The sequence below is a fragment of the Pseudonocardia sp. Ae717_Ps2 genome, assembly GCF_001932475.1.
GTDB lineage: Bacteria > Actinomycetota > Actinomycetes > Mycobacteriales > Pseudonocardiaceae > Pseudonocardia.
Window position 1 is genome coordinate 4,057,796 of the sequence record NZ_MCIS01000001.1, and the last position, 24,061, is coordinate 4,081,856.

25 protein-coding genes are annotated in these 24,061 nt (G+C 73.0%); 7 read left to right on the plus strand and 18 right to left on the minus strand.

The annotated features are described in order from the left end of the window. Positions 1-2 precede the first annotated feature (2 nt). Both Ae717Ps2_RS18575 and miaB read right to left on the minus strand, forming a co-directional pair. Complete coding sequence (locus Ae717Ps2_RS18575) at positions 3-449, minus strand: hypothetical protein (protein ID WP_075311125.1); 447 nt, start codon at positions 447-449, stop codon at positions 3-5. Next, positions 446-1,942, minus strand: a complete 1,497-nt coding sequence (miaB, locus tag Ae717Ps2_RS18580) for a tRNA (N6-isopentenyl adenosine(37)-C2)-methylthiotransferase MiaB (protein ID WP_075311123.1) — start codon at positions 1,940-1,942, stop codon at positions 446-448. Before miaB ends, Ae717Ps2_RS18575 begins: the two co-directional genes overlap by 4 nt. 63 nt (positions 1,943-2,005) lie before the next feature. Between miaB and Ae717Ps2_RS18585 the strand changes: the two genes are divergently transcribed. Continuing rightward, positions 2,006-2,971 (plus strand): TAXI family TRAP transporter solute-binding subunit, encoded by a 966-nt coding sequence (locus Ae717Ps2_RS18585; RefSeq protein WP_075311121.1) that lies wholly within the window; start codon positions 2,006-2,008, stop codon positions 2,969-2,971. On the opposite strand, the gene Ae717Ps2_RS18590 is transcribed toward Ae717Ps2_RS18585, so the two are convergent. Genes Ae717Ps2_RS18590 through Ae717Ps2_RS18605 form a run of 4 tightly spaced genes read right to left on the minus strand, consistent with a single transcriptional unit; the run spans position 2,965 to position 6,522 of the window. Continuing rightward, on the minus strand, positions 2,965-3,918 hold the full coding sequence (locus Ae717Ps2_RS18590; protein ID WP_075311119.1) for an NADP-dependent oxidoreductase: 954 nt from the start codon (positions 3,916-3,918) through the stop codon (positions 2,965-2,967). The two genes, Ae717Ps2_RS18585 and Ae717Ps2_RS18590, sit on opposite strands and share 7 nt — an antisense overlap. 54 nt (positions 3,919-3,972) lie before the next feature. After that, positions 3,973-4,365: a MerR family transcriptional regulator gene (locus tag Ae717Ps2_RS18595; protein WP_075311117.1), complete on the minus strand. Its 393-nt coding sequence runs from the start codon at positions 4,363-4,365 to the stop codon at positions 3,973-3,975. Between the two features lie 3 nt (positions 4,366-4,368). After that, complete coding sequence (locus Ae717Ps2_RS18600) at positions 4,369-5,823, minus strand: HAMP domain-containing sensor histidine kinase (RefSeq protein WP_075311115.1); 1,455 nt, start codon at positions 5,821-5,823, stop codon at positions 4,369-4,371. A gap of 15 nt (positions 5,824-5,838) precedes the next feature. After that, positions 5,839-6,522, minus strand: a complete 684-nt coding sequence (locus tag Ae717Ps2_RS18605) for a response regulator transcription factor (protein ID WP_075311113.1) — start codon at positions 6,520-6,522, stop codon at positions 5,839-5,841. A 134-nt stretch (positions 6,523-6,656) separates the two neighbouring features. On the opposite strand from Ae717Ps2_RS18605, the gene Ae717Ps2_RS18610 reads away from it, so the two are divergent. The 4 genes from Ae717Ps2_RS18610 (at position 6,657) to Ae717Ps2_RS18625 (ending at position 9,919) form a co-directional block, all read left to right on the plus strand. Continuing rightward, positions 6,657-7,385: an amino acid ABC transporter ATP-binding protein gene (locus Ae717Ps2_RS18610; protein WP_020622568.1), complete on the plus strand. Its 729-nt coding sequence runs from the start codon at positions 6,657-6,659 to the stop codon at positions 7,383-7,385. Between the two features lie 41 nt (positions 7,386-7,426). Continuing rightward, complete coding sequence (locus tag Ae717Ps2_RS18615; RefSeq protein ID WP_043276813.1) at positions 7,427-8,311, plus strand: glutamate ABC transporter substrate-binding protein; 885 nt, start codon at positions 7,427-7,429, stop codon at positions 8,309-8,311. A gap of 97 nt (positions 8,312-8,408) precedes the next feature. Then, positions 8,409-9,056, plus strand: a complete 648-nt coding sequence (locus tag Ae717Ps2_RS18620; RefSeq protein WP_020622570.1) for an amino acid ABC transporter permease — start codon at positions 8,409-8,411, stop codon at positions 9,054-9,056. After that, positions 9,053-9,919, plus strand: coding sequence for an amino acid ABC transporter permease (locus tag Ae717Ps2_RS18625; RefSeq protein ID WP_075311105.1), 867 nt, complete (start codon positions 9,053-9,055; stop codon positions 9,917-9,919). Before Ae717Ps2_RS18620 ends, Ae717Ps2_RS18625 begins: the two co-directional genes overlap by 4 nt. 53 nt (positions 9,920-9,972) lie before the next feature. Here Ae717Ps2_RS18625 and Ae717Ps2_RS18630 read toward each other — a convergent pair whose 3' ends face one another. Beyond that, positions 9,973-10,713, minus strand: coding sequence for an AAA family ATPase (locus tag Ae717Ps2_RS18630; RefSeq protein ID WP_075311103.1), 741 nt, complete (start codon positions 10,711-10,713; stop codon positions 9,973-9,975). After that, positions 10,710-12,713 (minus strand): prolyl oligopeptidase family serine peptidase, encoded by a 2,004-nt coding sequence (locus tag Ae717Ps2_RS18635; protein ID WP_233147623.1) that lies wholly within the window; start codon positions 12,711-12,713, stop codon positions 10,710-10,712. Before Ae717Ps2_RS18635 ends, Ae717Ps2_RS18630 begins: the two co-directional genes overlap by 4 nt. A gap of 49 nt (positions 12,714-12,762) precedes the next feature. Between Ae717Ps2_RS18635 and Ae717Ps2_RS18640 the strand changes: the two genes are divergently transcribed. Then, on the plus strand, positions 12,763-13,671 hold the full coding sequence (locus Ae717Ps2_RS18640) for a LysR family transcriptional regulator (protein WP_075311099.1): 909 nt from the start codon (positions 12,763-12,765) through the stop codon (positions 13,669-13,671). 10 nt (positions 13,672-13,681) lie between these two features. Here the strand turns inward: Ae717Ps2_RS18640 and Ae717Ps2_RS18645 are convergent, their stop codons facing one another. From Ae717Ps2_RS18645 to Ae717Ps2_RS18660, 4 genes are all read right to left on the minus strand, one after another. Beyond that, positions 13,682-14,392: an SDR family oxidoreductase gene (locus tag Ae717Ps2_RS18645; RefSeq protein ID WP_075311097.1), complete on the minus strand. Its 711-nt coding sequence runs from the start codon at positions 14,390-14,392 to the stop codon at positions 13,682-13,684. Positions 14,393-14,469: 77 nt separating this feature from the next. Continuing rightward, positions 14,470-15,330 carry a CoA ester lyase gene (locus Ae717Ps2_RS18650; protein WP_233147624.1) on the minus strand — a complete coding sequence of 287 codons (861 nt, stop codon included), beginning with the start codon at positions 15,328-15,330 and terminating at the stop codon, positions 14,470-14,472. Between the two features lie 2 nt (positions 15,331-15,332). Continuing rightward, a complete protein-coding gene (locus Ae717Ps2_RS18655; RefSeq protein ID WP_020623684.1) occupies positions 15,333-15,662 on the minus strand; it encodes a hypothetical protein in 330 nt (109 codons plus the stop codon). Between the two features lie 72 nt (positions 15,663-15,734). Continuing rightward, entirely contained in the window at positions 15,735-16,403 is a 669-nt protein-coding gene (locus tag Ae717Ps2_RS18660; protein ID WP_075311095.1) for an alpha/beta fold hydrolase, read from the minus strand. 68 nt (positions 16,404-16,471) lie between these two features. Between Ae717Ps2_RS18660 and Ae717Ps2_RS18665 the strand changes: the two genes are divergently transcribed. Further along, entirely contained in the window at positions 16,472-16,750 is a 279-nt protein-coding gene (locus Ae717Ps2_RS18665) for a hypothetical protein (RefSeq protein ID WP_075311093.1), read from the plus strand. An 80-nt stretch (positions 16,751-16,830) separates the two neighbouring features. Here the strand turns inward: Ae717Ps2_RS18665 and Ae717Ps2_RS18670 are convergent, their stop codons facing one another. The 6 genes from Ae717Ps2_RS18670 to Ae717Ps2_RS18695 form a co-directional block, all read right to left on the minus strand. After that, positions 16,831-17,592, minus strand: coding sequence for a succinate dehydrogenase/fumarate reductase iron-sulfur subunit (locus Ae717Ps2_RS18670; protein WP_075311091.1), 762 nt, complete (start codon positions 17,590-17,592; stop codon positions 16,831-16,833). Further along, positions 17,589-19,493, minus strand: a complete 1,905-nt coding sequence (locus Ae717Ps2_RS18675) for a fumarate reductase/succinate dehydrogenase flavoprotein subunit (RefSeq protein ID WP_075312978.1) — start codon at positions 19,491-19,493, stop codon at positions 17,589-17,591. Before Ae717Ps2_RS18675 ends, Ae717Ps2_RS18670 begins: the two co-directional genes overlap by 4 nt. Positions 19,494-19,501: 8 nt before the next feature. Next, a complete protein-coding gene (locus tag Ae717Ps2_RS18680) occupies positions 19,502-20,302 on the minus strand; it encodes a hypothetical protein (protein WP_075333661.1) in 801 nt (266 codons plus the stop codon). Positions 20,303-20,541: 239 nt separating this feature from the next. Beyond that, a complete protein-coding gene (locus Ae717Ps2_RS18685; protein ID WP_075333662.1) occupies positions 20,542-21,291 on the minus strand; it encodes a succinate dehydrogenase/fumarate reductase iron-sulfur subunit in 750 nt (249 codons plus the stop codon). A gap of 14 nt (positions 21,292-21,305) precedes the next feature. After that, complete coding sequence (locus tag Ae717Ps2_RS18690; RefSeq protein ID WP_020623677.1) at positions 21,306-23,273, minus strand: fumarate reductase/succinate dehydrogenase flavoprotein subunit; 1,968 nt, start codon at positions 23,271-23,273, stop codon at positions 21,306-21,308. Between the two features lie 3 nt (positions 23,274-23,276). After that, complete coding sequence (locus Ae717Ps2_RS18695; protein ID WP_082375760.1) at positions 23,277-23,996, minus strand: succinate dehydrogenase cytochrome b subunit; 720 nt, start codon at positions 23,994-23,996, stop codon at positions 23,277-23,279. Positions 23,997-24,061: the final 65 nt, after the last annotated feature.

The following is a 24,061-nucleotide window of genomic DNA, read 5'->3' on the forward strand; positions in this document are numbered from 1 at the left end:
GGTCAGTCGCGCTGCAGCGCGGCGCCCGCCCACACGAAGGTCAGCAGCACCACGGCGACCACGCCGAGGACCATCCCGAACCCGGGCCCGGCCTCGGCGCCGGTCTGCTGCGACCAGATCGCCCACAGCCCGTTCACCGAGGAGATCCCGCAGCCGAAGGCCGCGAACCACGCGAGTGCCCACAGCCGGGTCAGCAGCGCCGCGGCCGACACCACGACGGCGAACCCGGTCATCGTGAACGAGAACAGCGTCGGGAGCGGCCCGGAGGTGCCCGAGGACAGCACCTGCCAGCCCGGGGTGCCCGCCACCCACGGCAGCAGCAGCGCGGCGACCGCGGCGACGATCGCCACCGCGATCAGCATGGCGCGCGAGCCGGGGTCGATCCGGCGGGCGACGCCGCGCCCGGCCCGGTCGATCTCGGCGCGGGTCTGCGGGGACACGTCGCTCATCGGGGACCTCCGGTGGTGGCGGGGACGCCGCAGGACGGCGCGGCGGGAGCCGGCTCGGACGCCGGAGCGCCGAACGCCGGCAGCCCCAGCGTGGTGGGTGCCCCGGACGGGCGCTCGCCGGCCTCGGCGGCGTCGCCGGCGCGGGTGCGGCGGTGGGTGAGCACGCCGCCGTCGGCGACGAGGTGGTGCGGGGCGCCCCGGTCGATCCGGACGGTGACGACGTCCCCGGGCCGGATGCCGGTCGCGGTACCGGGGGCGAAGTGCACCAGCCGCCCGTCCCGGGCACGACCGGTGAGGCGGGCGGTCGCCGCGTCCTTGCGGCCCTCGCCGGTGGACACCAGCAGCTCCACCACCGTGCCCTCCTGCGTGCGGTTCTCCTCCCAGGAGATCCGCTCCTGCAGCGCGACGAGGCGCTCGTAGCGCTCCTGCACGACGGCCTTGGGCAGCTGGTCGGGCAGGTCCGCGGCCGGGGTGCCGGGCCGCTTCGAGTACTGGAAGGTGAACGCCGCGGCGAACCGGGCCCGCTCGACGACGTCGAGGGTGTCGGCGAAGTCCTGCTCGGTCTCGCCCGGGAACCCGACGATGATGTCGGTGGTGATCGCCGCGTGCGGGATCGACTCCCGCACCTCGGCCAGGATCGAGAGGAACCGCTCCGAGCGGTAGCTGCGACGCATCCGGCGCAGGACGTCGTCGGAGCCGGACTGCAGGGGCATGTGCAGCTGCGGGCAGACGTTCGGGGTCTGCGCCATCGCGGCGATGACGTCGGAGGTGAAGTCGCGCGGGTGCGGGCTGGTGAACCGCACCCGCTCCAGCCCCTCGACCTCGCCGCAGGCCCGCAGGAGCTTCGAGAACGCCTGCCTGTCACCCATGTCCGAGCCGTAGGCGTTCACGTTCTGCCCGAGCAGGGTCACCTCCAGCACGCCGTCGGCGGCGAGGGTCTGCACCTCGGCGAGCACGTCGCCGGGGCGGCGGTCGCGCTCCTTGCCGCGCAGCGACGGCACGATGCAGAACGTGCAGGTGTTGTTGCAGCCCACCGAGATCGACACCCAGCCGGCGTAGGCGGAGTCGCGGCGCGCGGGCAGCGTCGAGGGGAACACCTCGAGCGCCTCGGCGATCTCGACCTGGGCCTCGTCGTTGTGCCGGGCGCGCTCCAGCAGGGTCGGCAGTGCGTGCACGTTGTGCGTGCCGAACACGACGTCGACCCACGGCGCCCGCCGGGTGATCGTGTCGCGATCCTTCTGGGCCAGGCAACCGCCGACGGCGATCTGCATGTCCGGGTTGGCGACCTTGCGCGGGCGCAGGTGCCCGAGGTTGCCGTAGAGCTTGTTGTCCGCGTTCTCCCGCACCGCGCAGGTGTTGAACACGACGACGTCGGCGGTGTCGGGGTCCTCGGCCCGGGCGTACCCGGCGTCCTCCAGCAGACCTGCCATCCGCTCCGAGTCGTGCACGTTCATCTGGCACCCGTAGGTGCGCACGGTGTAGCTGCGGCTCACACACCCGAGGGTAGGCGCCCCGGCGAACGGCGCCGGGACGGGGCCGTCGGGGATGATGGCCCGATGCACCGGTCCGGTCCCCCGCTGACGCGGCGCGCCCTGCTGGGTGCGGGCGTCGTACTGGGTGCGGGGGCGGTGCTCCCGGGCTGCACCGGACCGCGGCCCGCCGAGCCGCTGGTGATCGCGGGCGGGGTGCAGCCGGGGGTGTACATCAACCTCGCGCGCACGCTGTCCGAGATCTGGCACGAACGCCTCGGGCTCCCCGCCGCCCCCCGGGTGCTGGAGACCGCGGGCAGCGCACAGAACATGGAGCTGCTGACCGACGGGCGGGCGGCGGTCGCGATCAGCCAGGTCGACGTGGCCGCCGACGTCGCCGCGCGCGTCACCGGCCCGACCGAGCCCCGCGCACTGGCCCGGCTCTACGACGACGTCACCCACCTCGTCGTGCGTGCCGACTCCGGCCTGCGCAGCATCGCCGACCTGCGCGGACGACGGGTGTCGATCGGCCCGGGCGGCAGCGGCTACCAGCCGATCGCGATCCGGCTGCTCGACGTCGCCGGGATCGGTGTCGCGGGCCTGGGCACCCGCGCGGAGCTGGGGCTGCCGGACGCGGCGACGGCGCTGGTCGAGGGCCGTCTCGACGCGTTCTTCTGGTCCGGCGGGGTGCCCACCGACGGCGTGCGGGAGCTGGCCGCCCGGGTCCCGATCCGGCTGCTGGAGCTCGGCGGGGTGCTCGACCGGATGCGCGAGCGGTACCCCGTCTACTCCGTGGCGACGGTCCCGGCGAACACCTACGGGCTGCCCGGCCCGGTGTCGTGCCTGTCGGTGCGCAACGCGCTGCTGGTCACCGAGGGGATGGACGCCGACCTGGCCCGCGCGCTGATCCGGGCGGCCTTCGACGAGCAGCCCCGGCTGACGCAGGCCAGCCCGGCCGCGGTGACCGTCGACTCGCGCTCGGCCATCGGCACCCAGCCGATCCCGCTGCACGAGGGCGCCGTCGAGTTCTACCGGGCCACCAAGGGCTACTGACCTCGCTGACCTCGCTGACCCCGCGCGGACAGGTCGAGCACCGTCTTCCCCGTCGCGTGCCCGTCCTCCACCCGCGCCAGGGCCTGTGCCGCCCGGTCGAAGGGGTACACCGCCGTGACGTGCGGGTCGAGGACGCCCTGCACCATCAGCGCCGCGACCCGCTCCAGGGTCCGGCGGTCGGTGTGGCGCTCCACGACGACGCCGCCGACCTCACCGACCGTGGGGTCCCCGACCGAGACCACGGCCCGTGGCGTGGCGGCGAGCGGTGCGACGGCACGCAGCGACGCGCCGCCCACGAGGTCCACGACGCCGTCGAAGCCGCCGGGGGCGAACGCGCGCAGCCGGTCGATCGCACCGGGCGCGCGGTGGTCCACGAACACCGCCCCGGTCCCGGTGACGACGTCGCGCTTGGTCACGCCCGCGGTACCGATCACCTCGAGCCCACCGGCGCGGGCCAGCTGGGCGACGGCCAGCCCCACGCCCCCGCCGATCCCGTTGACCAGCAACCGGCCACCGCGCGGCAGTGCCAGCTGGTCGACGACGTCGAGCGCGGTGGTCCCGGCGACCGGCACGGTGGCCGCCCACTCGTCGGACAGCGCGTCCGGCGTTCGGGCCGTGGCCGAGCCGAGCAGCAACGTGTCGGTGGCGTAGGTCCCGGCGCCGGTGAGGGCGAACCCGAACGCCCTGTCCCCGACCGCGAGGCCCGTCACGGCGGTCCCGACCGCCGTGACCACCCCCGCGGCCTCCATCCCGAGGACCTGGGGGAACGGGAGGTGCCCGTTGATCATCGGCACCCCGCCGGCGCGCAGGACGTGGTCGAGGGGGTTGACCCCGGCGACGGCGACGGCGAGCGCGACCTCGTGCGCACCCGGCACCGGGGCGGGGCGGTCGAGGAACTCCTGGACGTCGGGGCCGCCGAAGGCGCGGTATCCGTATGCGTTGACCACGCCGGCACGCTATGACCTGCCACCGGTGTCAGGTTCCAGTGATCGTGTCCCAGGTCACCGGTCGGCGGACCCGGCCGGGCGCGCGGCGGCGAGGGCGGCCCGGTGCTCGCTGTTCCCGGCCATGAGGCGTTCCAGGGCGTCGACGGCGGTCCCGAGGGTCCCCATCGCCTCGCGCAGCCGGTCCCGCTCACGGGCCATCGTCGCGAAGGCGTCCTCGGCGGTCCGCAGGCTCGGGGTGTCCACGCACGGCAGCAGCCGGGCGATCGTGCGGCTCGACAGGCCGGCGTCGAACAGCGTCCGCAGCAGGGCGACGCGCTCGACCTCCGGTGTCCCGTACTCCCGCTGGCCGCCGCTGCCGCGGGTCGGGGCGAGGAGACCCTGCTGCTCGTAGTAGCGCAGCATGCGTGCGCTCACGCCGGTGCGTTCCGCGAGCTCGCCGATCCGCATTCCTCACACGTCCTCTCCGGGGGCCGGGGGTCGGTCACGCACCGCGGAGGGCGCGGGCCGCAGCCACAGTGTGACCCGGAGCCCGCCGCCGGGTGCGTCGCTCAGCTGCAGGCTCCCGCCGGCCGCGGCCGCGGTCCGCACCGCGATGGCCAGGCCGAGCCCGCTGCCCTCGACGTTGGCCTGCCCGGGTGCCCGCCAGAACCGGTCGGTGGCGCGCGCCCGGTCCTCGCGCGCGAGGCCGGGGCCGCCGTCGACGACGCTGACCCCGATCCGGTCGGCGGTGCGCAGCGTCGCGACCCGCACCCGTCGCCCGGGCGGTGTGTACTTGAGCGCGTTGTCCAGCAGCGCGTCGAGCACCGACTCCAGCGCGGGCTCGCCGATCAGGGCGTGCAGGCCGCGTGGGCCGCTGCGGCGCAGCTCGATCCCGGAGTGCTCGGCGAGCGGCCGCCAGTTGTCCACCCGTTCGGCGACGACGACGTCGAGGTCGGTGTCCTCGGCGACGCCCGGGTCCTCCACCGCGCGCTCGGCGCGGGCCAGCGCGAGCAGTCCGTCGAGCACCCGGGACAGTCGCTCGGCCTCCTCCATCGCCGCGAGGTGGTCGTCGGCGGCGGCCGGGTCGACGTGCCCGTCGAGGTTGGACAGCCGCAGCCGCAGCGCGGTGAGCGGGTTGCGCAGCTGGTGGGAGGCGTCGGCGACGAACGCGCGCTGGGCGCCGAGCGCCTCGCGCACCGTCTCGGTCATCCGGTCGAACGACTCGGCCAGCGAGCGCAGCTCCGGCGGGCCGCTGCGCCGCGACGGCGGACCGGGCGGCCCCCCGGCGAGGACGGCCGTCCCGACCCGGTCCATCGCCTCGTCGAGCCGGCGGACCGGGCGCAGCACCCAGGCGGTCAGCGGCAGCGCGACCAGGATCCCGGCGAGCAGCGCGAACACCGCGGCCCCGGCGATCAGCGACCAGGTGCGCACCGCCTCGGCCCGCAGGGCGTCGGTCGGGGACACCGTCACCACCGCGCCGACGACCTCGCCGTCGACGAGTACCGGCTCGGCCAGCACCAGCGGCCGGTCGTCCCACGGCATGAGCAGCGGGTAGGTCGAGGAGCGGCGCCCGGCGAGCGCGACCTCGGTCCGGTCGACGGCGTAGTCGCCCAGCTCGGGCAGCCGGTCGGCCGGGCGGGAGGCGGTCACCGTGCGCCCCGTCCGGTCGAGGACGAGCACCGCGACGCCGTAGACGTCGTCGTAGCGGGTGATCTCGTCGGTGAACGTGGCGAGCGCGGAGCTGCCCGCGGGGGTCTCGATGAGCGGGCGCTGGGCGGTGGAGGCGAAGGAGATGGTGTCGGTGAGGCGGTCGGTGAAGACCTCCTCCTGGGCCCGCTGGGCGGCGGTCCAGGCCAGCGGGACGCCCAGCCCGGCGGCGAGCAGCCCGACGAGCACGAGCACGACCAGCAGCAGCCGGCTGCGCACGTCGCCGTTCCCCTCTCAGTCCTCGGTGGCGGCGAAGCGGTACCCGACGCCGCGGACGGTCCGCACCAGCTCGGGGCGGCCGAGCTTGGTCCGCAGGGTCGCCACGTGCACGTCGAGGGTCCGGTTCGCGCCCGCCCAGCCGCGCCCCCACACCTCGGCGACGATCTGGGCGCGGGTGCAGACGGCGCCGTCGGCGCGGGCGAGCAGGGACAGCACCTGGAACTCCTTGCGGGTGAGCACCACCTGCTCCCCGGCGACGGTGACCTCGTACCGCTCGGGGTCGACGCGGACGTCGCCGACGGTCACCGGGGCCGACCCGGCCGGGACGACGGTGCCGTCGTCGCCGATCTTGCGGCGGCGCTGCACCGCGTGCACCCGGGCCACGAGCTCCCCGATGTCGTAGGGCTTGACCAGGTAGTCGTCGGCGCCGGTGTGCAGCCCGGCGATGCGGTCGGTGACCTCGCCGCGAGCGGTCACCATCAGCACCGGGACCTCGGAGACGGCGCGGATCGCCCGGCAGACGTCGAGCCCGTCGGCGTCGGGCAGCCCCAGGTCGAGCAGCACGACGTCGACGCCGTCGAGGTGGTCCACGGCGCCGCGGCCGTGGTCCAGGCGGGTCGTGGTCATCCCGTGCCGGTGCAGTGCCGGGCGCAGCGCGGCGGCGACCCGGTCGTCGTCCTCGATCAGCAGGATGTGCACCGGTGGCCGCCCTTTCCGTTACGTGGCCGAGACCTTAAAGGTTCCTCAAGGTGGTGGACTCGCATGTCCGTTCCGTCCAGGCTCTCGCCATGTCCGGAGGCAGCATGACCAGCCCGCCCGCGTCCAGCACACCCATGGTGCGGATGGCCGGGGTGCAGAAGCACTTCGGCGACCTCCACGTGCTGCGCGACATCGATCTGGACGTCGCCCGTGGGGAGGTCGTCGTCGTCCTCGGCCCCTCCGGTTCCGGCAAGTCCACACTCTGCCGCACGATCAACCGGCTCGAGCCGATCGACACCGGCACGATCGAGATCGACGGCACCGCGCTGGCGGCGGAGGGCAAGGCGCTGGCCGCCCTGCGCGCCGACGTCGGCATGGTCTTCCAGTCGTTCAACCTGTTCGCGCACAAGACGATCCTGGAGAACGTCACCCTCGCACCGCTGAAGGTGCGCGGGGTGTCCAAGGCCGAGGCCGAGAAGACTGGTCTGGCGCTGCTGGAGCGTGTCGGCATCGCCAACCAGCGCGACAAGTACCCGGCGCAGCTGTCCGGCGGCCAGCAGCAGCGCGCGGCGATCGCCCGCGCGCTGGCCATGAAGCCGAAGGTGATGCTCTTCGACGAGCCGACCTCGGCGCTCGACCCGGAGATGGTCAACGAGGTGCTCGACACCATGACCTCGCTGGCCAAGGAGGGCATGACGATGGTCGTCGTGACCCACGAGATGGGCTTCGCCCGCCGGGCCGCGCACCGCGTCGTGTTCATGAGCGACGGCGAGATCGTCGAGGACGCGACCCCGGACGAGTTCTTCACCGCCCCGCGCAGCGACCGTGCCAAGGACTTCCTCGGCAAGATCCTCTCGCACTGAGGACGCCTTCCACCACCACCCCCCGACGAGCGGAGCGAACCGTGAAGAGAACCCGCATCCTGGTGGCGGCCGCCCTGGCCGCCACCCTCGCCCTGGCCGGCTGCGGCCGCGAGGGCACACCCGGCGCCGAGAGCTCGGGCTACCAGCCGACCGTCGCGCAGAACGTGACCGTCGAGGGCTCCCCCACGTTCGACGCCATGAAGCAGCGCGGCCGCGTCGTGATCGGTGTCAAGGACGACCAGCCGAACCTGGGCTTCCGCGACGCCACCACCAACGAGTTCTCCGGGTTCGACATCGACATCGCCCGGATGGTCGCGGGCGGTCTCGGCTTCTCCCCCGAGCAGATCGAGTACAAGGTCATCCCGTCGGCGGCCCGCGAGGACAACATCGAGCGCGGCGACGTCGACTACTACGTCGGCACCTACACGATCAACGACAAGCGCAAGCAGCGCGTCGGGTTCGCCGGGCCGTACTACGTCGCGGGCCAGAGCCTGCTCGTGCGTGCCGACGACAACACGATCACCGGCCCGCAGACGCTGCAGGGCAAGCGGGTCTGCTCGGTCACCGGCTCCACCCCGATCCAGCGGGTGAAGGACCAGAAGCTCACCGACCAGGTCGTGGAGTTCCAGACCTACACCCAGTGCGTCGACCAGCTGATCAACAACCAGGTCGACGCCGTCACCACCGACGACGCGATCCTGCTCGGCTACGCCGCGCAGAACCCGGAGCAGCTGAAGGTCGTCGGGGAGAAGTTCTCCTCCGAGCCCTACGGCATCGGCGTCCCGAAGGCCGACACCGCGCTCCGCAACAAGATCAACGACCTGCTGCAGGCCGCGATCGACGACGGCACCTGGAAGACCATCTACGACGGCACCCTGGGCAAGTCCGGTACCCAGGCCCAGCCGCCGGCCATCGAGCGCTACTGATCCCGACCGCGGCCCGGTGGGGCGGTGACCTCGTCACCACTCCGCCGGGCCGCGTCGGGTCCAGACACGTCGGGACCAGAGAAAGGAGAGCCGCCCGGTGGATGTCCTGCTGGACAACCTCGACCTCTACGTCGGCGGGTTCGCCGGCACGATCGGCCTCTTCGTCGTCGCCGCGATCGGATCGCTGCTGCTGGGCACGCTGATCGCGGGCATGCGGGTCAGCCCCGTCCCCGCGCTGCGTGCCTTCGGCACCGGCTACGTGCAGATCCTGCGGAACACCCCGCTGACGCTGGTGCTGTTCTTCTTCGCGTTCGCCTACCCACGGCTCGAGCTCGTCCAGCTCAGCTTCTTCGCGCTCGCGAGCGTCGGCCTGAGCCTCTACACCGCCGCGTTCGTGTGCGAGGTCGTGCGGTCGGGCATCAACACGGTCCCGGTCGGGCAGGCGGAGGCGTCGCGGGCGCTGGGCTTCACCTTCACCCAGACCCTCGGCCAGGTGGTGCTCCCGCAGGCGGTGCGCGCCACCGTCCCGCCGATGACGAACATCCAGATCGCGCTGCTGAAGAACACCACGATCGCGTCCGGCTTCTCGGTGTTCCAGGCCGGCGGCATCTACCAGAACCTCTCCGAGCGCGGCTACAACGTGCTCGTCGGGCTGCTGTGGGTGGCGCTGATCTTCGTGATCCTGGTGGCCCCGCTGACCTGGGTCCAGCGCCGCCTCGACGCCCGCTGGGGGGTGGCCCGATGAGCTCGGTCCTCTACGACATCCCGGGCCCCGCGGCCCGCGCCCGCAACCGCACGATCGGCGTCGTCGGGGTCGCGGTGATCCTGGCGGCCCTCGGGTTCGTCCTCTACCGCTTCTGGGCCACCGGCCAGTTCAGCGGCCGGATGTGGGACTGGATCACCTACGAGGCGATCCAGGTCCGCATCCTCGACGGGCTGTGGAACACCGTCCGTGCCTTCCTCGTCGCGGCGGTCCTGTCGCTGGTGTTCGGGGCGGTGTTCGCCGCCGGACGGCTGTCGGACCACGCCTGGGTCCGGGTCCCGTGCACGGTGGTCGTGGAGTTCTTCCGCGCCGTCCCGCTGCTGGTCCTGATCTTCATCATGTACTACGGGATGTCGCAGGGCGCGGGCATCGAGATCTCCGCGTTCTGGGCCGTCGTGCTCGGCCTGATGCTCTACAACGGCTCGGTGCTCGCCGAGGTGTTCCGCGCCGGGATCAACGCGGTCCCGCGCGGACAGAGCGAGGCCGCCTACGCCCTGGGGCTGCGCAAGACCCAGGTGATGTCCTCGGTGCTGCTCCCGCAGGCGGTCCGGTCGATGCTGCCGACGATCCTGTCGCAGCTGGTGGTGGTCCTCAAGGACACCGCGCTCGGCTTCCTGATCCTCTACGAGGAGCTGCTGCTCGTGGCCCGCCAGCTCGGCAGCCAGGTGCAGCTCGGATCGCCGATCCTGCAGGTCGCGCTGGTCGTCGCGGTCCTCTACATCGGGCTGTGCCTGATCCTGACCGGCCTGTCGCGGCTGGTGGAGAAGCGGCTGTCGCAGGGGCCGCGCAAGGCCACCCCGCAGGCCGCTCCGACGCCGGCACCCGCCGGCGGCGCCCCGGTCTGAGCCCCGGTGCCCGGGCCCGGGAGGACACCTCGTCCTCCCGGGCCCGTCGCCGTCTACAGGTGCCGCAGGAACGCGTCCGGGTCGGCGAGGAAGCTGCGGGTCAGGGCGACCGGGAGCGCCTCGTCGTAGCCGACGCGGCGGACCGCGCCGTCGTCGTCGAGCTGCAGGATCGTCGCGCCGGGCAGCGCGAGCAGGACCGGCGAGTGGGTGGCGACCACGAACTGGCTGCCCCGCGCGGTCAGGTCCACCATCCGGGCCAGCACCGCCAGGGCCCCGGTGACCGACAGCGCGGCCTCCGGCTCGTCGAGCAGGTAGAGCCCGCGCGGGGTGAACCGGTGGGTCATCAGCGCGACGAACGACTCCCCGTGGCTGCGCTCGTGCGGCGTGCCGCCGAACGCCTGGGCCAACGGCGGCCCGCCGCCCTCCCGGTCGAGGCGCTCCACCTCCGTCGCCACGTTGTAGTACGACTCGGCGCGCAGGAAGAAGCTGCTCCGTTCCCGGCCGGGCCGGCGCGCCAGCCGCAGGTGCGACCCCAGGTCGGACTCGCTCGCCCGCGTCGCGAACCGGAACGACCGCGAGCCGCCCTCGGCGTTCAGCCCCAGCGCGACCGCCAGCGCCTCGACGAACGTGGACTTGCCGGAACCGTTCTCCCCCACCAGGAACGTGACACCCGGGTAGAGGGCGAGCCCGCCGTGCGCCCGCAGCCACCGCACGACCCCCAGGTCGAACGGGTAGCCGTCGGTGGGCGCGTCCGGGTCCAGGGTGACGCGGGCGACGAAGTGCCCGGGACTCACAGGTTCTCGACGGGGACCGGCTCGATGCCCTCCTCCGGCGGCAGCGCGAACCCGAACACCCGGGAGTAGAACGCCAGCTCGGCGTCGAGCGCCCGGCGGATGTTCGCGGCCTGCCGGAAGCCGTGCTGCTCACCGGCGAACAACAGATAGGCGACCGGCACCCCACGCTCGCGCAGCGCGTCGACGATCATCTCCGACTGGTTCGGCGGGACGATCGCGTCCTCGTCGCCCTGCAGCACGATCAGCGGGGTCGAGAACCGCTCGACGTGGGTGAGCGGGGACCGCTCGATGTAGACCGCCTCCGCGTCGGGCCACGGCCCGACCAGCCCGTCGAGGTAGCGGGACTCGAACTTGTGGGTGTCCCGGGCGAGCGCGGCCAGGTCGGCGACGCCGAAGTGGTCGGCCCCCGCCGAGAACGGGGTGTCGTCCCGGGCGAGCGCGGCCAGGGTGGTGAACCCGCCCGCCGAGCCGCCCCGGATCGCCATCCGGGCCGGGTCGACGCGTCCGGCGTCGGCCAGCGTGCGGGCCGCGGCCAGGCAGTCGGCGACGTCGACGATCCCCCACGCCCCCTTCAGCTGCTCGCGGTAGGCGCGCCCGTAGCCGGTGGAGCCGCCGTAGTCGACGTCGACGACCCCGAACCCACGGCTGGTCCAGTACTGCACGGCGACCGAGAGGACCGGCGTCGCCGAGCCGGTCGGGCCGCCGTGGATGACCACCAGCAACGGCGGCAGCTCGCCCTCGGGGGCCTCGTGGGCCCCCAGCGGCGGGTAGAACAGCGCGTAGCCGGTGCGCGGGCCGCCCGCGGCGTCGGTGGACAGGAACGTGATCGGCTCGGGCACCGACACCGTCTCCGGGTGCAGGCCGAGGTCGCGCGGGGCGCGCAGGGTCTGCACCCCGGCCGCGCCGGGCTCCCCGGCTCCCTCCGGGGCGGGCACCACGCGGTGCACGCCCGGCTCGGCGGTGGGCGACCCGGCGACGCAGACGACGGCGTAGGGCCCGTCGGCGCGCACCGAGCCGATCGCGGTGAACGGGGTGTCGAGCTCGATGATCCGGCCGTCGACCTCCCGCACGACCAGGGCGTCGAAGCCTCGCGAGGAGCGGGCGAACACGACGCGTCCGTCCTCCAGGACGGCGTAGCGCGACCCGCCCAGCGCCCAGCCGGGCACACCGATCTCGGCGTCGATGCGCACGAGCGCCTCGATGTCCTGGCCGGGCGGCCACCGGTAGAGGTTCCACCAGCCGGTGCGATCGCTGAGGAAGGTCAGCGACCCGTCGGGCTGCCACTGCGGCTCGGTGACCGACTCCCCCGGCCCACCCGCGACGACGGTGTCCACCCCGGACGCCAGGTCGCGCACGGTGAGCTCGACGTCGTCCCACGGCATCGACGGGTGGTTCCAGGACAGCCAGGCCAGGGTGCCGCCGTCCGGCGAGATCCGCGGTGCTGCGACGAAGTCCGGGCCGCTGACCAGCACCTCCGGCTCCGACGGGACGCGGGCGTCGAGCCGCACGATCTCGTTGACGACCTCGGCCGCCGGGGTGTGCTCGGCGTGGTGGTGCTCGCGGACCGCGACCATCCAGGTGCCGTCGGGGGCGACGTCGCCGTCGGCGTAGCGGTCACCGCGGGGCACCGCGGGCTCCGGGGTGAGCGCGACCGGCTCGCCGCCGCGGTCGAGCCGGTACAGGCGCTGGTCGGCCCACTCGACGTAGAAGACGGTGCCGGGGCTGCCGGGGTGCAGCCACCACGCGCCGCCGCCGTACTCGTGGACGGCCGAGCGCGCGTTCGCCCCGGCCGGCAGCAGGTCGGTGCGGGTGCCGTCGTCGGTGCGGCGCACCAGCTGGGTCCGCCCGCCCTCGGTGGCGCGGCCCTCGGCCCACACCACCCCGGTGTCCTCGGTGCCGGGCGCACCGTCGGGGCGGACCTCCCCGAGCCGCACCGCGGCCGTCACCACCACTTCGGACGTGACCGGTGTCGGCCACGACCCGTACCCGGAGATCGTCACGGCGACCACGCTAGTCATCACCGTGCCGCCGTGCCCGTAGGTTGTCGCCGTGCCGACACTGCGTGCGCTGGAATGCCTGGTGGCCGTGTTCGACCACGGGTCGGTGACCGGGGCGGCAGCGGCCCTGCACCTGTCCCAGCCCGCCCTGTCCCACCAGCTCGCCCAGCTCGAACGCGAGGTCGGGACCCCGCTGCTGGAGCGGCTGCCGCGCGGGGTGCGCCCGACCGTCGCGGGGCGGGCGGTGCACGCCGACGCGGTCGCCGCGCTGGAGGCCGCGGGTCGGGTGCTGACCACCGGGCGCACGGTCGCGGCCGGCGGCGCCGGGGTGCTGCGGGTGGCGTGCGCGGAGACGATGACCGCGGGTCTGCTCGCCCCGGTGCTGCGGGCCGCCGCCGGTGCCACCGCCCGGACCCGGGTGGAGCTCACCGAGCTGACCAGCGCCGACGAGATCGCCGCCCGGGTGGCGGACGGCGCGGCCGACGTGGGGGTGTGCCCGCCGCCCGGCCGTGACGGCGCCGACGCCGAGGTGCTCGGCCGCGAGCCGCTCGTCGCGGTGCTCCCCCGCCGCCATCCGCTCGCCGGGGCGCCGGGGCCGGTCCCGGTCGTCGCGCTCGGCGAGGGCCCGGTGGTGCACTACGACCCCGCCAACGGCCTGGCCGGCTGGCTCGACACCCTCGCCGCCACGCACGGCGTCCGCCTCGACGCGGTGACCCGCACCCGGAGCGCGACGACCGCGGCCCGGCTCGCCGACGCCGGGCTGGGCGTCGCGGTGGTGCCGGTGACGGCACTGCCCGCGGGTGCCCCGGGTGTGGTGCGGGCGCTGGCCCCGGCGCAGGACCGGGAGGTCGTCGCGCTGACCCGGCCGGGCCGGGACCCGGTGGTGGCGGCGTTCGTCGCCGCACTGCGACGGCGCGGGGTGCCCGTGCCCGCCGCCGTCGCCGCGCAGCTCGCCCCCTGAGCGGCGCCGGTCAGGCCAGCCGGCCACCGCCGTCGACGTGCAGGGTCGTGCCGGTCACGAAGGGGTTGGTGAGCAGCGACCGGGCCGCGGCGGACAGCTGGGCCGGGGTGCCGGTGCGCCGCGCCGGGTTGGCCGCGGCCGTGGCGGCGAGGAAGGCGTCCTTGCCGTCGCCGAGCCGGTCCCACTGGCCGGAGTCGACGATGCCGGGCGAGAGCGCGTTGACCCGGACCGGGGCGAGCTCGACGGCGAGCGCCTCGGCGAGGAACGCGACGGCGCCGTTGGTCGTCGCCATCACCGAACGGCCGGGCGCCGGGCGCCAGGCCGCGACGCCGGAGAACAGCAGGAACGACCCGCGCACGAGTGGGGCGAGGTGCTTGGCGAGCAGCAGCGGGCCGACGACCTTCGCGTCGAACGCGGTGTGGACGGCGTCGCGGTCCAGCTCGCCGACCGGCCCGTTGGCGGGCGCGGCGGCGAGCGACACGACGTGGTCCAGCGGCCCCGAGGTCGCCGCAAAGGCGGCGATGCTCGCCTCGTCGGTCAGGTCGATCCGGGCGGTGGCGGCGCCCACCGCGTCCGCGACCGGGGCGAGCCGCTGCGGGTCGCGCCCGGCGAGGGTGACCGTCGCCCCCTCGGCGACGGCGTCGGCGGCGAGCGCGCGGGCGATGCCCGAGCCGCCGCCGACGATCAGCAGGTCCTGTCCGGCCAGTGTGGTGATGTCCATGTCCGGTACAGCGTCGCCGGACCGACGCGCAGTCCCGTCGCGCGATCGATGCTTCCGAGCTCTGCCATAGACGCCGTCTATGCCTCGGCGCGGCGCAGGACCGCCCTGGCCCGGGCGAGCACCGGCGCGTCGACCATCTCCCCGCCGAACCGGAACACCCCGGGGTGGCGCTGCGCCTCGGCGAGCAGGGCGCGGGCGTGCTCGGCCTCGGCGTCGGTGGGCCGGAACCCGCGGCGCACGACCTCGACCTGCGACGGGTGGATGCAGGCCTTCGCCGCGAACCCCGCGGCCACCGCGTCGAGGGTGTCGGCGAGCAGGGTGTCGGTGTCCGCGATGTCGGTCAGCACGGTGTCGACCGGGTCGAGGCCCGCGGCACGCGCGGCGTAGAGGATCCGGGTGCGGGCCTCGGTCAGCGCCGGGCCGTAGCCGCCGCCGGACGCGCGCCCGGTGCGGCCGCCCAGGTCGGCGAGCAGGTCCTCGCTGCCCCACATCAGGCCCGCGCAGTTCGTCGCCCGCGCGATCGACGGCGCCTCCAGCACCCCGTGCGCGGTCTCGCACAGCGCGATCACCGGGTGCGGAGCCAGTGCCTCCACCGCGGCCGCGCTCGTCGCCATCGGCAGCATCAGCGTGAGGTCCGGGTGGGCGGCCAGCGCAGCGACGTCGCCGTCGTGGGCGGGGGTGCCGGGCGCGTTGACCCGGACGACCACCCGGGTGTGGTCCAGCCCCGCCAGGGCGTCGACGACGGCGGCACGGGCGCCGTCCTTGTCGTCCGGGCCGACCGCGTCCTCCAGGTCGAGGACGACGGCGTCGGCCGCGGCGAGTGCCCTGGCGAACCGGTCGGGCCGGTTCCCGGGGCAGAACAGCAGGCCGGGGCCGTGGTCGAGCGGGCGGGCGACGGTGTCCACGAGCGGGACCTCCTCGTTCCGGGGACGGACCACGATCATCGACCTGCCGTCGCCGCCGCGCGCAGCAGGCGCACCGCGGCCGGCAGCGCCCCGGGTCGCAGGACCGGAGCCAGGCCGACCACCCCGCTCATCCCGGTCCACCAGCGGACCTGCCCGTCGGTGCGGAGCACGCCGACCGCCGGCGTCCGGCACCCGGCGACGGCGGCCGGGAGGTTCGGGTAGATCTCGGCCAGCCGCGGCTCGCGGCAGGAGCGCGCCCGGACCCGGACCCGCACGCAGCCCGGCAGCTCCTGTGCGATCCGCGAGCACGGCGCACAGGCCGCGTCGTGCACCACCACGAGCTCCCGGATCCGTGTGCGCGCCACCGCGTCATCATCGCCTGCCACCGGCCCCCGCCCTCGGGGGCCGTCCTCGGGGGCCGTCCTCGGGGGCCGTCCTCAGCGGCCGAGCAGCGCCGCGGCCAGCTCCCCGGGGTGCGACAGCATCGGGTGGTGCCCGCCCGACACCATCTCGGGCACGACGCCGCGCAGCCGGCGGGCGAGCATCGTCCGGACGAACGCGGCCGGGAACAGCTTGTCCTCGCGGCACAGCAGGTACCGGGTCGGCACCTCCGGCCAGGACTCCCGCGGCCACGGCTGGTTCCACGGCGTCGCGGACTGGTCGCGCTCGTGGCGCAGCGCCTCGTTCGCGACCGCCTCGTCGACGTCGTGGTAGAAGAGCCCGACGACGTCGTCGGGGTCGCGCCCGTCGCGCGCGGCCTGCTCGGCGAGCGCCGCACCGGAGCCGGTCGCGGCGCCCCACTGCGCCGCGGACTCGCCCGGCTGCGGCACCATCGCCGTCACCAGGACGAGCTCGCGCACCGCGATCCGGTCGCACACCAGCGGCGCGCTGAACCCGCCGAAGGAGTGCGCGACGACCACCAGGTCCTCGGCACCCTCGACCGCGGCCACCACGGCGTCGGCGTAGTCCTCCAGTCCGGCGGCGTCGTCGTCGCAGGGCAGCTCGACCGGCACGGCGCGGTGGCCGCGCCGGGTCAGCTCCCGTACCAGCGGGCCCCAGTACCAGGTGTCGGTCCCCGCCCCGGGGACCAGCGCAAAGGTCGTCATACCGGTGTGGACCGTCCGCGCGCGGCGTTCTCATCGCCTACCGTCGACGGCGGAACCGAGGAGGCCCGATGACCGATCCGACCCGCCTGCCCGCCGTCCCCGACCCGGAGCCTGCCGACCCCGCCGTGCCCGACCCGGTCGAGCCGGTCACCGACTACACCGACGACGGCGTCCCCACGTTCTCCTACGTGCGCGATCGCATCGAGGGACGCGCCGCGACCGCGGCGGCCGCCGAGGACCTCGCAGGCGGCGACGTGCGCGCCGCGGAGGCCCAGGACGCGTTCGCCGAACGCGAGCGCAGGGCGGCCGAGCGGCTCGCCGAGATCCGCCGGTCGATGGAGGGCTGAGCGGCCCGTCGCACCTCCGGCGCGGTCCCCGCACCCCGTGCGGCGGGTGCGACGGCCGTCGCCGGGGTGCGGGGACACGTTCAGCTCCCGGTGCGACGGAAGATCTTGTCCCCCAGCCACACCAGCGGGTCGTACTTGCGGTCCACCGCGCGCTCCTTGAGCGGGATGAGCGCGTTGTCGGTGATCTTGATGTGCTCAGGGCACACCTCGGTGCAGCACTTGGTGATGTTGCAGAACCCCAGTCCGTGCTCCTCCTGGGCCTCGACGGCGCGGTTGCCGTGCGCGTCGAGCGGGTGCATGTCCAGCTCGGCCATCCGCATCAGGTAGCGCGGCCCGGCGAACGCCTCCTTGTTCTCCTCGTGGTCGCGGACCACGTGGCAGGTGTTCTGGCACAGGTAGCACTCGATGCACTTGCGGAACTCCTGGCTCCGCTCGACGTCGACCTGCGCCATCCGGTACTCGCCCGGCGCGACGCCCTCGGGCGGGGTGAAGCTGGGGATCTCACGGGCCTTGGTGTAGTTGAACGACACGTCGGTCACGAGGTCGCGGATCACCGGGAAGCTGCGCAGCGGCGTGACGGTGACGACCTCGCTGTCGTCGACGGTGTTCATCCGGGTCATGCACATCAGCCGCGGCCGACCGTTGATCTCCGCGGAGCACGAGCCGCACTTGCCCGCCTTGCAGTTCCAGCGCACGGCCAGGTCGCCGGCCTCGGTGGCCTGCAGCCGGTGGATGACGTCGAGGACGACCTCGCCCTCGTTCACCTCCACCGGGTAGTCGACCAGCTCGCCCTTGGTGTCGTCGCCGCGCCAGACGCGGAAGTGGTGGAGATGGCTGCTCATCGCGGTCCCTCCGCATCGGCCCGGTGACCGCCCAGCTCGTCACCGGTGTAGTACTTCTTCAGCTCGTCCATCTCGAACAGGTCGAACAGGTCGGGCCGCATCGGGAGCTGCTCCTGACGGGTCAGCTCGATGCCGTCCTCTCCGACGGCGCGGCAGACCAGCAGCACATGGCGCCAGTCGGAGTCCATGACCGGGAAGTCGTCGCGGGTGTGCCCACCCCGCGACTCCTGGCGCTCCAGGGCCGCCTTCCCGGTGCACAGCGCGACGAGCAACATGTTGCGCAGGTCCAGGGCCAGGTGCCAGCCCGGGTTGAAGCGGCGGTGCCCCTCCACCGAGACGGTGCGGGTGCGGGTCGCGATGTCCTCGAGCTTCTTGAGCGCGAGCTCCATCTCCTCGCCCTTGCGGATGATCCCGACGAGCTCGTGCATCGTCTTCTGCAGCTCCTGCTGGACGACGAACGGGTTCTCCCCACCGGCGGTCGCACCGGAGAACGGCAGCATCGCCCGCTCCAGCGCCGCGGTGACGTCGGCCTCGGCGACGGCCGGCCGTCCCCGGTCCGCGTGCTGCGCGGCGTGCAGCCCGGCGCGACGGCCGAACACCAGAAGGTCCGACAGCGAGTTGCCGCCGAGCCGGTTGGAGCCGTGCATGCCGCCCGCGACCTCACCGGCCGCGAACAGGCCGGGCACCCTCGACATCGCGGTGTCCGGCTCGACCTCGACCCCGCCCATCACGTAATGGCAGGTCGGGCCGACCTCCATCGGCTCCTTCGTGATGTCGACGTCGGCCAGCTCCTTGAACTGGTGGTGCATCGACGGCAGCCGCTTGAGGATCTCCTCGGGCTTGAGCCGGGTGGACACATCGAGGAACACCCCGCCGTGCTCGGTGCCCCGGCCCGCCTTGACCTCGGAGTTGATGGCCCGGGCGACCTCGTCGCGGGGCAGCAGCTCGGGCGGGCGCCGGTTGTTGTCCGGATCGGTGTACCAGCGGTCGCCCTCCTCCTCGGTGGTGGCGTACTGCTCCTTGAACACGTCCGGCACGTAGTCGAACATGAACCGCGTGCCGTCGGTGTTGCGCAGCACGCCGCCGTCGCCGCGGACGGACTCGGTGACCAGCAGGCCCCGCACCGACGGCGGCCACACCATGCCGGTCGGGTGGAACTGCAGGAACTCCATGTTGATCAGCGTCGCGCCGGCGCGCAGGGCCAGCGCGTGGCCGTCGCCGGTGTACTCCCAGGAGTTCGACGTGACCGAGTAGCTCTTCCCGACGCCGCCGGTGGCGAGCACGATCGCCGGGGCGTCGAAGCGCACGAACCGACCGTCGCCGCGGAAGTAGCCGAAGCAGCCCGAGATCGCGCCGTCGGTGGTGAACAGCTCGGTGATCGTGCACTCGTGGAAGACCCGGATCCGGGACTCCGCGTCGCCGGTCTCGGCGAGGTCCTCCTGCTGCAGCGAGACGACCTTCTGCTGCAGGGTGCGGATCAGCTCCAGGCCGGTCCGGTCGCCGACGTGCGCCAGCCGCGGGTAGGTGTGCCCGCCGAAGTTGCGCTGGCTGATCTTCCCGTCCTTCGTGCGGTCGAACAGCGCGCCGTAGGTCTCCAGCTCCCAGACCCGGTCCGGGGCCTCCTTGGCGTGCAGCTCGGCCATCCGCCAGTTGTTGAGGAACTTCCCGCCGCGCATGGTGTCGCGGTAGTGGACCTTCCAGTTGTCGTTCGGGTTGGCGTTGCCCATCGACGCCGCGCAGCCGCCCTCGGCCATCACGGTGTGTGCCTTGCCGAACAGCGACTTGGAGATGATCGCCGTCCGCTTGCCCTGCAGCCGCGCCTCGATCGCCGCCCGCAGGCCGGCACCGCCGGCCCCGATGACGACGACGTCGTAGTCGTGCCGCTCGATCTGCTCGTCCATCTCGGTGCTCACCCCACGATCCGCAGGTCGCTGATCCAGCCGGCGGAGACGGCCATGACGTAGAAGTCGGTGACGGCGAGGCTCACCAGCGTCGCCCAGGCGAACTGGTTGTGCCGGGTGTTCAGCTTCGAGACCTGGGTCCAGAGCTTGTAGCGGACCGGGTGCTTGGAGAAGTGGTTGAGCCGCCCGCCGACGGCGCTGCGGCACGAGTGGCACGACAGCGTGTAGCCGAACAGCAGCACCACGTTCACGACCAGGATGATGTTGCCCAGCCCCAGGCCGAACCCGCCGCCGGGCTTGGCGAAGGCCAGCACCGCGTCGTAGGTGTTGATCAGCGTGATGATCCCGGCGATGTAGAAGAAGTAGCGGTGCGCGTTCTGCAGGATCAGCGGGAAGCGCGTCTCACCGGTGTAGCGCCGGTGCGGCTCGGCGACCGCGCAGGCCGGCGGGGAGAGCCAGAACGCCCGGTAGTAGGCCTTGCGGTAGTAGTAGCAGGTCAGCCGGAACAGCAGCAGGAACGGCAGGGAGACCGCCGCGTAGGGCAGCCACCAGACGTCGGGCAGGAAGCGGCCGAAGTGCGCTGCCTCCTCGAAGCAGCCGGTCGAGACGCACGGCGAGTAGAACGGCGTCAGATAGCCGTACTCGGGGACGAAGTAGTGGTCCTGCATGAACGCCCGCACCGTCGCGTACGCGACCCAGGCGACGAACGCCACGAAGGTGGCCAGCGGGGGAAGCCACCATCGGTCCGTGCGCAGCGTGCGCGCGGCGATGGTGGCCCGGCCGGTGGACGCGTCAGTGGTGGATGACACGTACGGGAGCTCCTGTCGTCTCGACGACGCCGAAGAGACCTGACACGACGTCGTGTCCTCGTGAACACCCGCCGCACGCACGGTGCGGTGGTCGCCAGAGAGTACGACGCAGATCACATGTGATCTACGTCGGGATGGCGATTGGCCGTTCCATCGAGACGTGGGTCACACGTCGCACGACGCACGACGGCCCGGGCACCCCTCGGAAGGAGTGGCCCGGGCCGTCGCGACGGTGCGTCCTACTTCTTGCGGCCGCCCACCGTGGCCGCGAGGTAGTCGCGGTTCAGCTGGGAGATCACGTCGAGCGGGATCTCCTTCGGGCAGGCGGTGGCGCAGGCGCCGGTGTTGGTGCAGCCACCGAACCCGGCGGCCTCGTGCTCCTCCACCATGCTGACGACGCGCTCGTAGCGCTCCGGCTGACCCTGCGGCAGCTCACCCAGGTGGGTCAGCTTCGCGCCCAGGAACAGCGACGCGGACCCGTTCGGGCAGGCCGCGACGCAGGCACCGCAGCCGATGCAGTTCGCCGCGGCGAACGAGCGGTCCGCGGCGGACTTCGGCACGGCGTTGGAGTTGGCCTCCGGCGCCGACCCGGTGTTCACCGAGACGTAGCCGCCGGCCTGGATCATCTTGTCGAACGCGGCGCGGTCGACGACGAGGTCCTTGATGACCGGGAACGAGCCCGAGCGGAACGGCTCGATGACGATCGTGTCGCCGTCGGAGTAGTGCCGCATGTGCAGCTGACAGGTGGTGGTCGCCCGCTGCGGGCCGTGCGGACGGCCGTCGATGACCATGCTGCACGAGCCGCAGATGCCCTCGCGACAGTCGTGGTCGAACGCGACCGACTCGTCGCCGGACAGGATCAGCTTCTCGTTGAGCACGTCGAGCATCTCGAGGAACGACATGTCCTCGTCGGCGTCGACGGTGTAGGTGACCAGGCGCCCCTTGTCGACCGCGTCGCGCTGGCGCCAGACCTTCAGGTTGAGCTTCATGTCCGTCGGTCCTCCTACTTGTAGCTGCGCTGGGTCGGGTGCACGTACTCGAACGTGAGCTCCTCCTTGTGCAGGACCGGAGCCTGCCCGCGTCCGGTGTACTCCCAGGCCGAGGTGAAGGAGAAGTTCTCGTCGTCGCGCTGCGCCTCGCCGTCCTCGGTCTGGCTCTCCGCGCGGAAGTGACCGCCGCACGACTCGCGACGCACGAGCGCGTCGAGACACATGAGCTCACCGAGCTCGAGGAAGTCGGCCACCCGGCCGGCCTTCTCCAGGCTCTGGTTCAGCTCCGCGCCGGTACCCGGCACCTTGACGTTGCTCCAGAACTCGCGACGGAGCTCGGGGATGCGGTCCAGCGCCTTGCGCAGACCGTCCTCGGTGCGCTCCATGCCGCAGTAGTCCCACATGATCTGGCCCAGCTCGCGGTGGAACGAGTCCACCGTGCGGGTGCCGTTGATCGACAGGAACTGGTCGATCCGGTCGGTGACCGACTGCACGGCCTCGACGACCTCGGGCGCGTCGTCGGAGACGGCGTCGAGCTCGTTCTTGGCCAGGTAGTCGCCGATCGTGACCGGGAGGACGAAGTAGCCGTCGGCCAGACCCTGCATCAGCGCGGACGCACCGAGGCGGTTCGCGCCGTGGTCGGAGAAGTTCGCCTCGCCGGCCACGTAGAGGCCCGGGATGGTCGACTGCAGGTCGTAGTCGACCCAGAGGCCACCCATCGTGTAGTGCACGGCGGGGAAGATCCGCATCGGGACCTCGTAGGGGTTCTCCCCCGTGATCCGCTCGTACATCTCGAACAGGTTGCCGTACTTGTTCTCGACGGCCTTGCGGCCCAGCCGCTGGATCGCGTCGTCGAAGTCCAGGTAGACACCCAGACCCGACGGACCGACACCGCGCTTCTCGTCGCAGACCTCCTTGGCGGCCCGGGACGCGATGTCACGGGGCACCAGGTTGCCGAACGCCGGGTACTTGCGCTCGAGGAAGTAGTCACGCTCCTCGTGCGGGATCTCGTTCGGCCCGCGGTCGTCGCCGAGCCTCTTCGGGACCCAGACGCGGCCGTCGTTGCGCAGCGACTCCGACATCAGGGTCAGCTTCGACTGGTGGTCGCCGGAGACCGGGATGCAGGTCGGGTGGATCTGGGTGAAGCAGGGGTTCGCGAACAACGCGCCCTTGCGGTGCGCCCGCCACGAGGCCGTGACGTTGCAGCCCTTGGCGTTGGTCGACAGGTAGAAGACGTTGCCGTAGCCGCCGGAGGCGAGCACGACCGCGTCGGCGGTGTGCACCTCGATCTCGCCGGAGACCATGTCGCGCGCGACGATGCCGCGGGCGCGTCCCTCGACGACGATCAGCTCCAGCATCTCGTGCCGGGCGTACATCTCGACGGTGCCGGCCTTCACCTGGCGCTCCAGCGCCTGGTAGGCGCCGATGAGCAGCTGCTGGCCGGTCTGACCGCGGGCGTAGAAGGTGCGGGAGACCTGCACGCCGCCGAACGAGCGGTTGTCGAGCAGACCGGCGTAGTCGCGGGCGAACGGGACACCCTGCGCGACGCACTGGTCGATGATCTGCCGCGAGATCTCGGCGAGCCGGTGGACGTTGGACTCCCGCGCGCGGAAGTCGCCGCCCTTCACGGTGTCGTAGAACAGCCGGTAGACGCTGTCGCCGTCGTTGCGGTAGTTCTTCGCCGCGTTGATGCCACCCTGCGCGGCGATCGAGTGCGCACGCCGCGGGCTGTCCTGGTAGCAGAACGTCTTGACGTGGTAGCCGGCCTCGCCGAGCGTCGCGCTCGCGGAGCCGCCGGCCAGGCCGGAGCCCACGACGATGATCTTCTTCGAGCGCTTGTTCGCCGGGTTGACCAGCTTGACGCCGAATCGGCGGCGCTCCCAGCGGGTCTCGATGGCACCCGAGGGGACCGCCTTGTCGACGACCGGCTCACCGGTCGTGTAGTCGGCGTAGGAGATGTGGTGGGACGAGGCGTCAGTCATGGGTCAGACCACTCCGAACGTGACGGCGAGGGGCACCGAGATGAAGCCGAGGGTCAGCACGGCGGCGAAGACCGTCGACACCACCTTGATGGTGCGCTCACGCCTGTTCGACGACCACCCGAGCGTCTGGATGCCCGAGAAGATGCCGTGCTGGACGTGGAAGCCCAGCGCGACGACGGCGAGGACGTAGAACAGGGTGACGTACCAGCGGGCGGGGGTGAAGTCGGCCGCGAGGTTGTCCGCCACCGCGAGGTGCACGCCGTTCGGGTTCAGCGTGCCCGCGGTGAGGTCGAGCAGGTGGTAGACGACGAACAGCACGATGATCACGCCGCCCCAGCGCATGGTGCGGGCCGCGTAGCTGCCCTTGACCTGGTAGGAGCCACCCGCGTACTTGATCGGGCGGGCCTTGCGCGCGCGCAGGGCGAGCACCGTCGCCGACCAGATGTGGGCGACCACCGCGACGACGAGCACCACACGGACGATCCAGAGCATGCCCGAGTAGGGCAGCGCCGGCTCCAGGATGGTGCGCAGCCAGGCCGCGTAGTGATCGATCGCCTCGGGACCGAAGAAGATCTTCAGGTTCCCGATCATGTGCAACGTGACGTAGCCGAGCAGCACGACGCCGCTCACCGCCATCACGAACTTCAGCAGCGCACTGGGCGTGCGCGGACGCCGGGGCGCGGCGGGCTTGGCTCCGCCGCCGGCCCGGGACTTCTCGGACATCGTGACCACGTCGTCCAGTGGACATACCAACGGGTAAGGCAGTCCAATGCATGAAACGGTCTCCG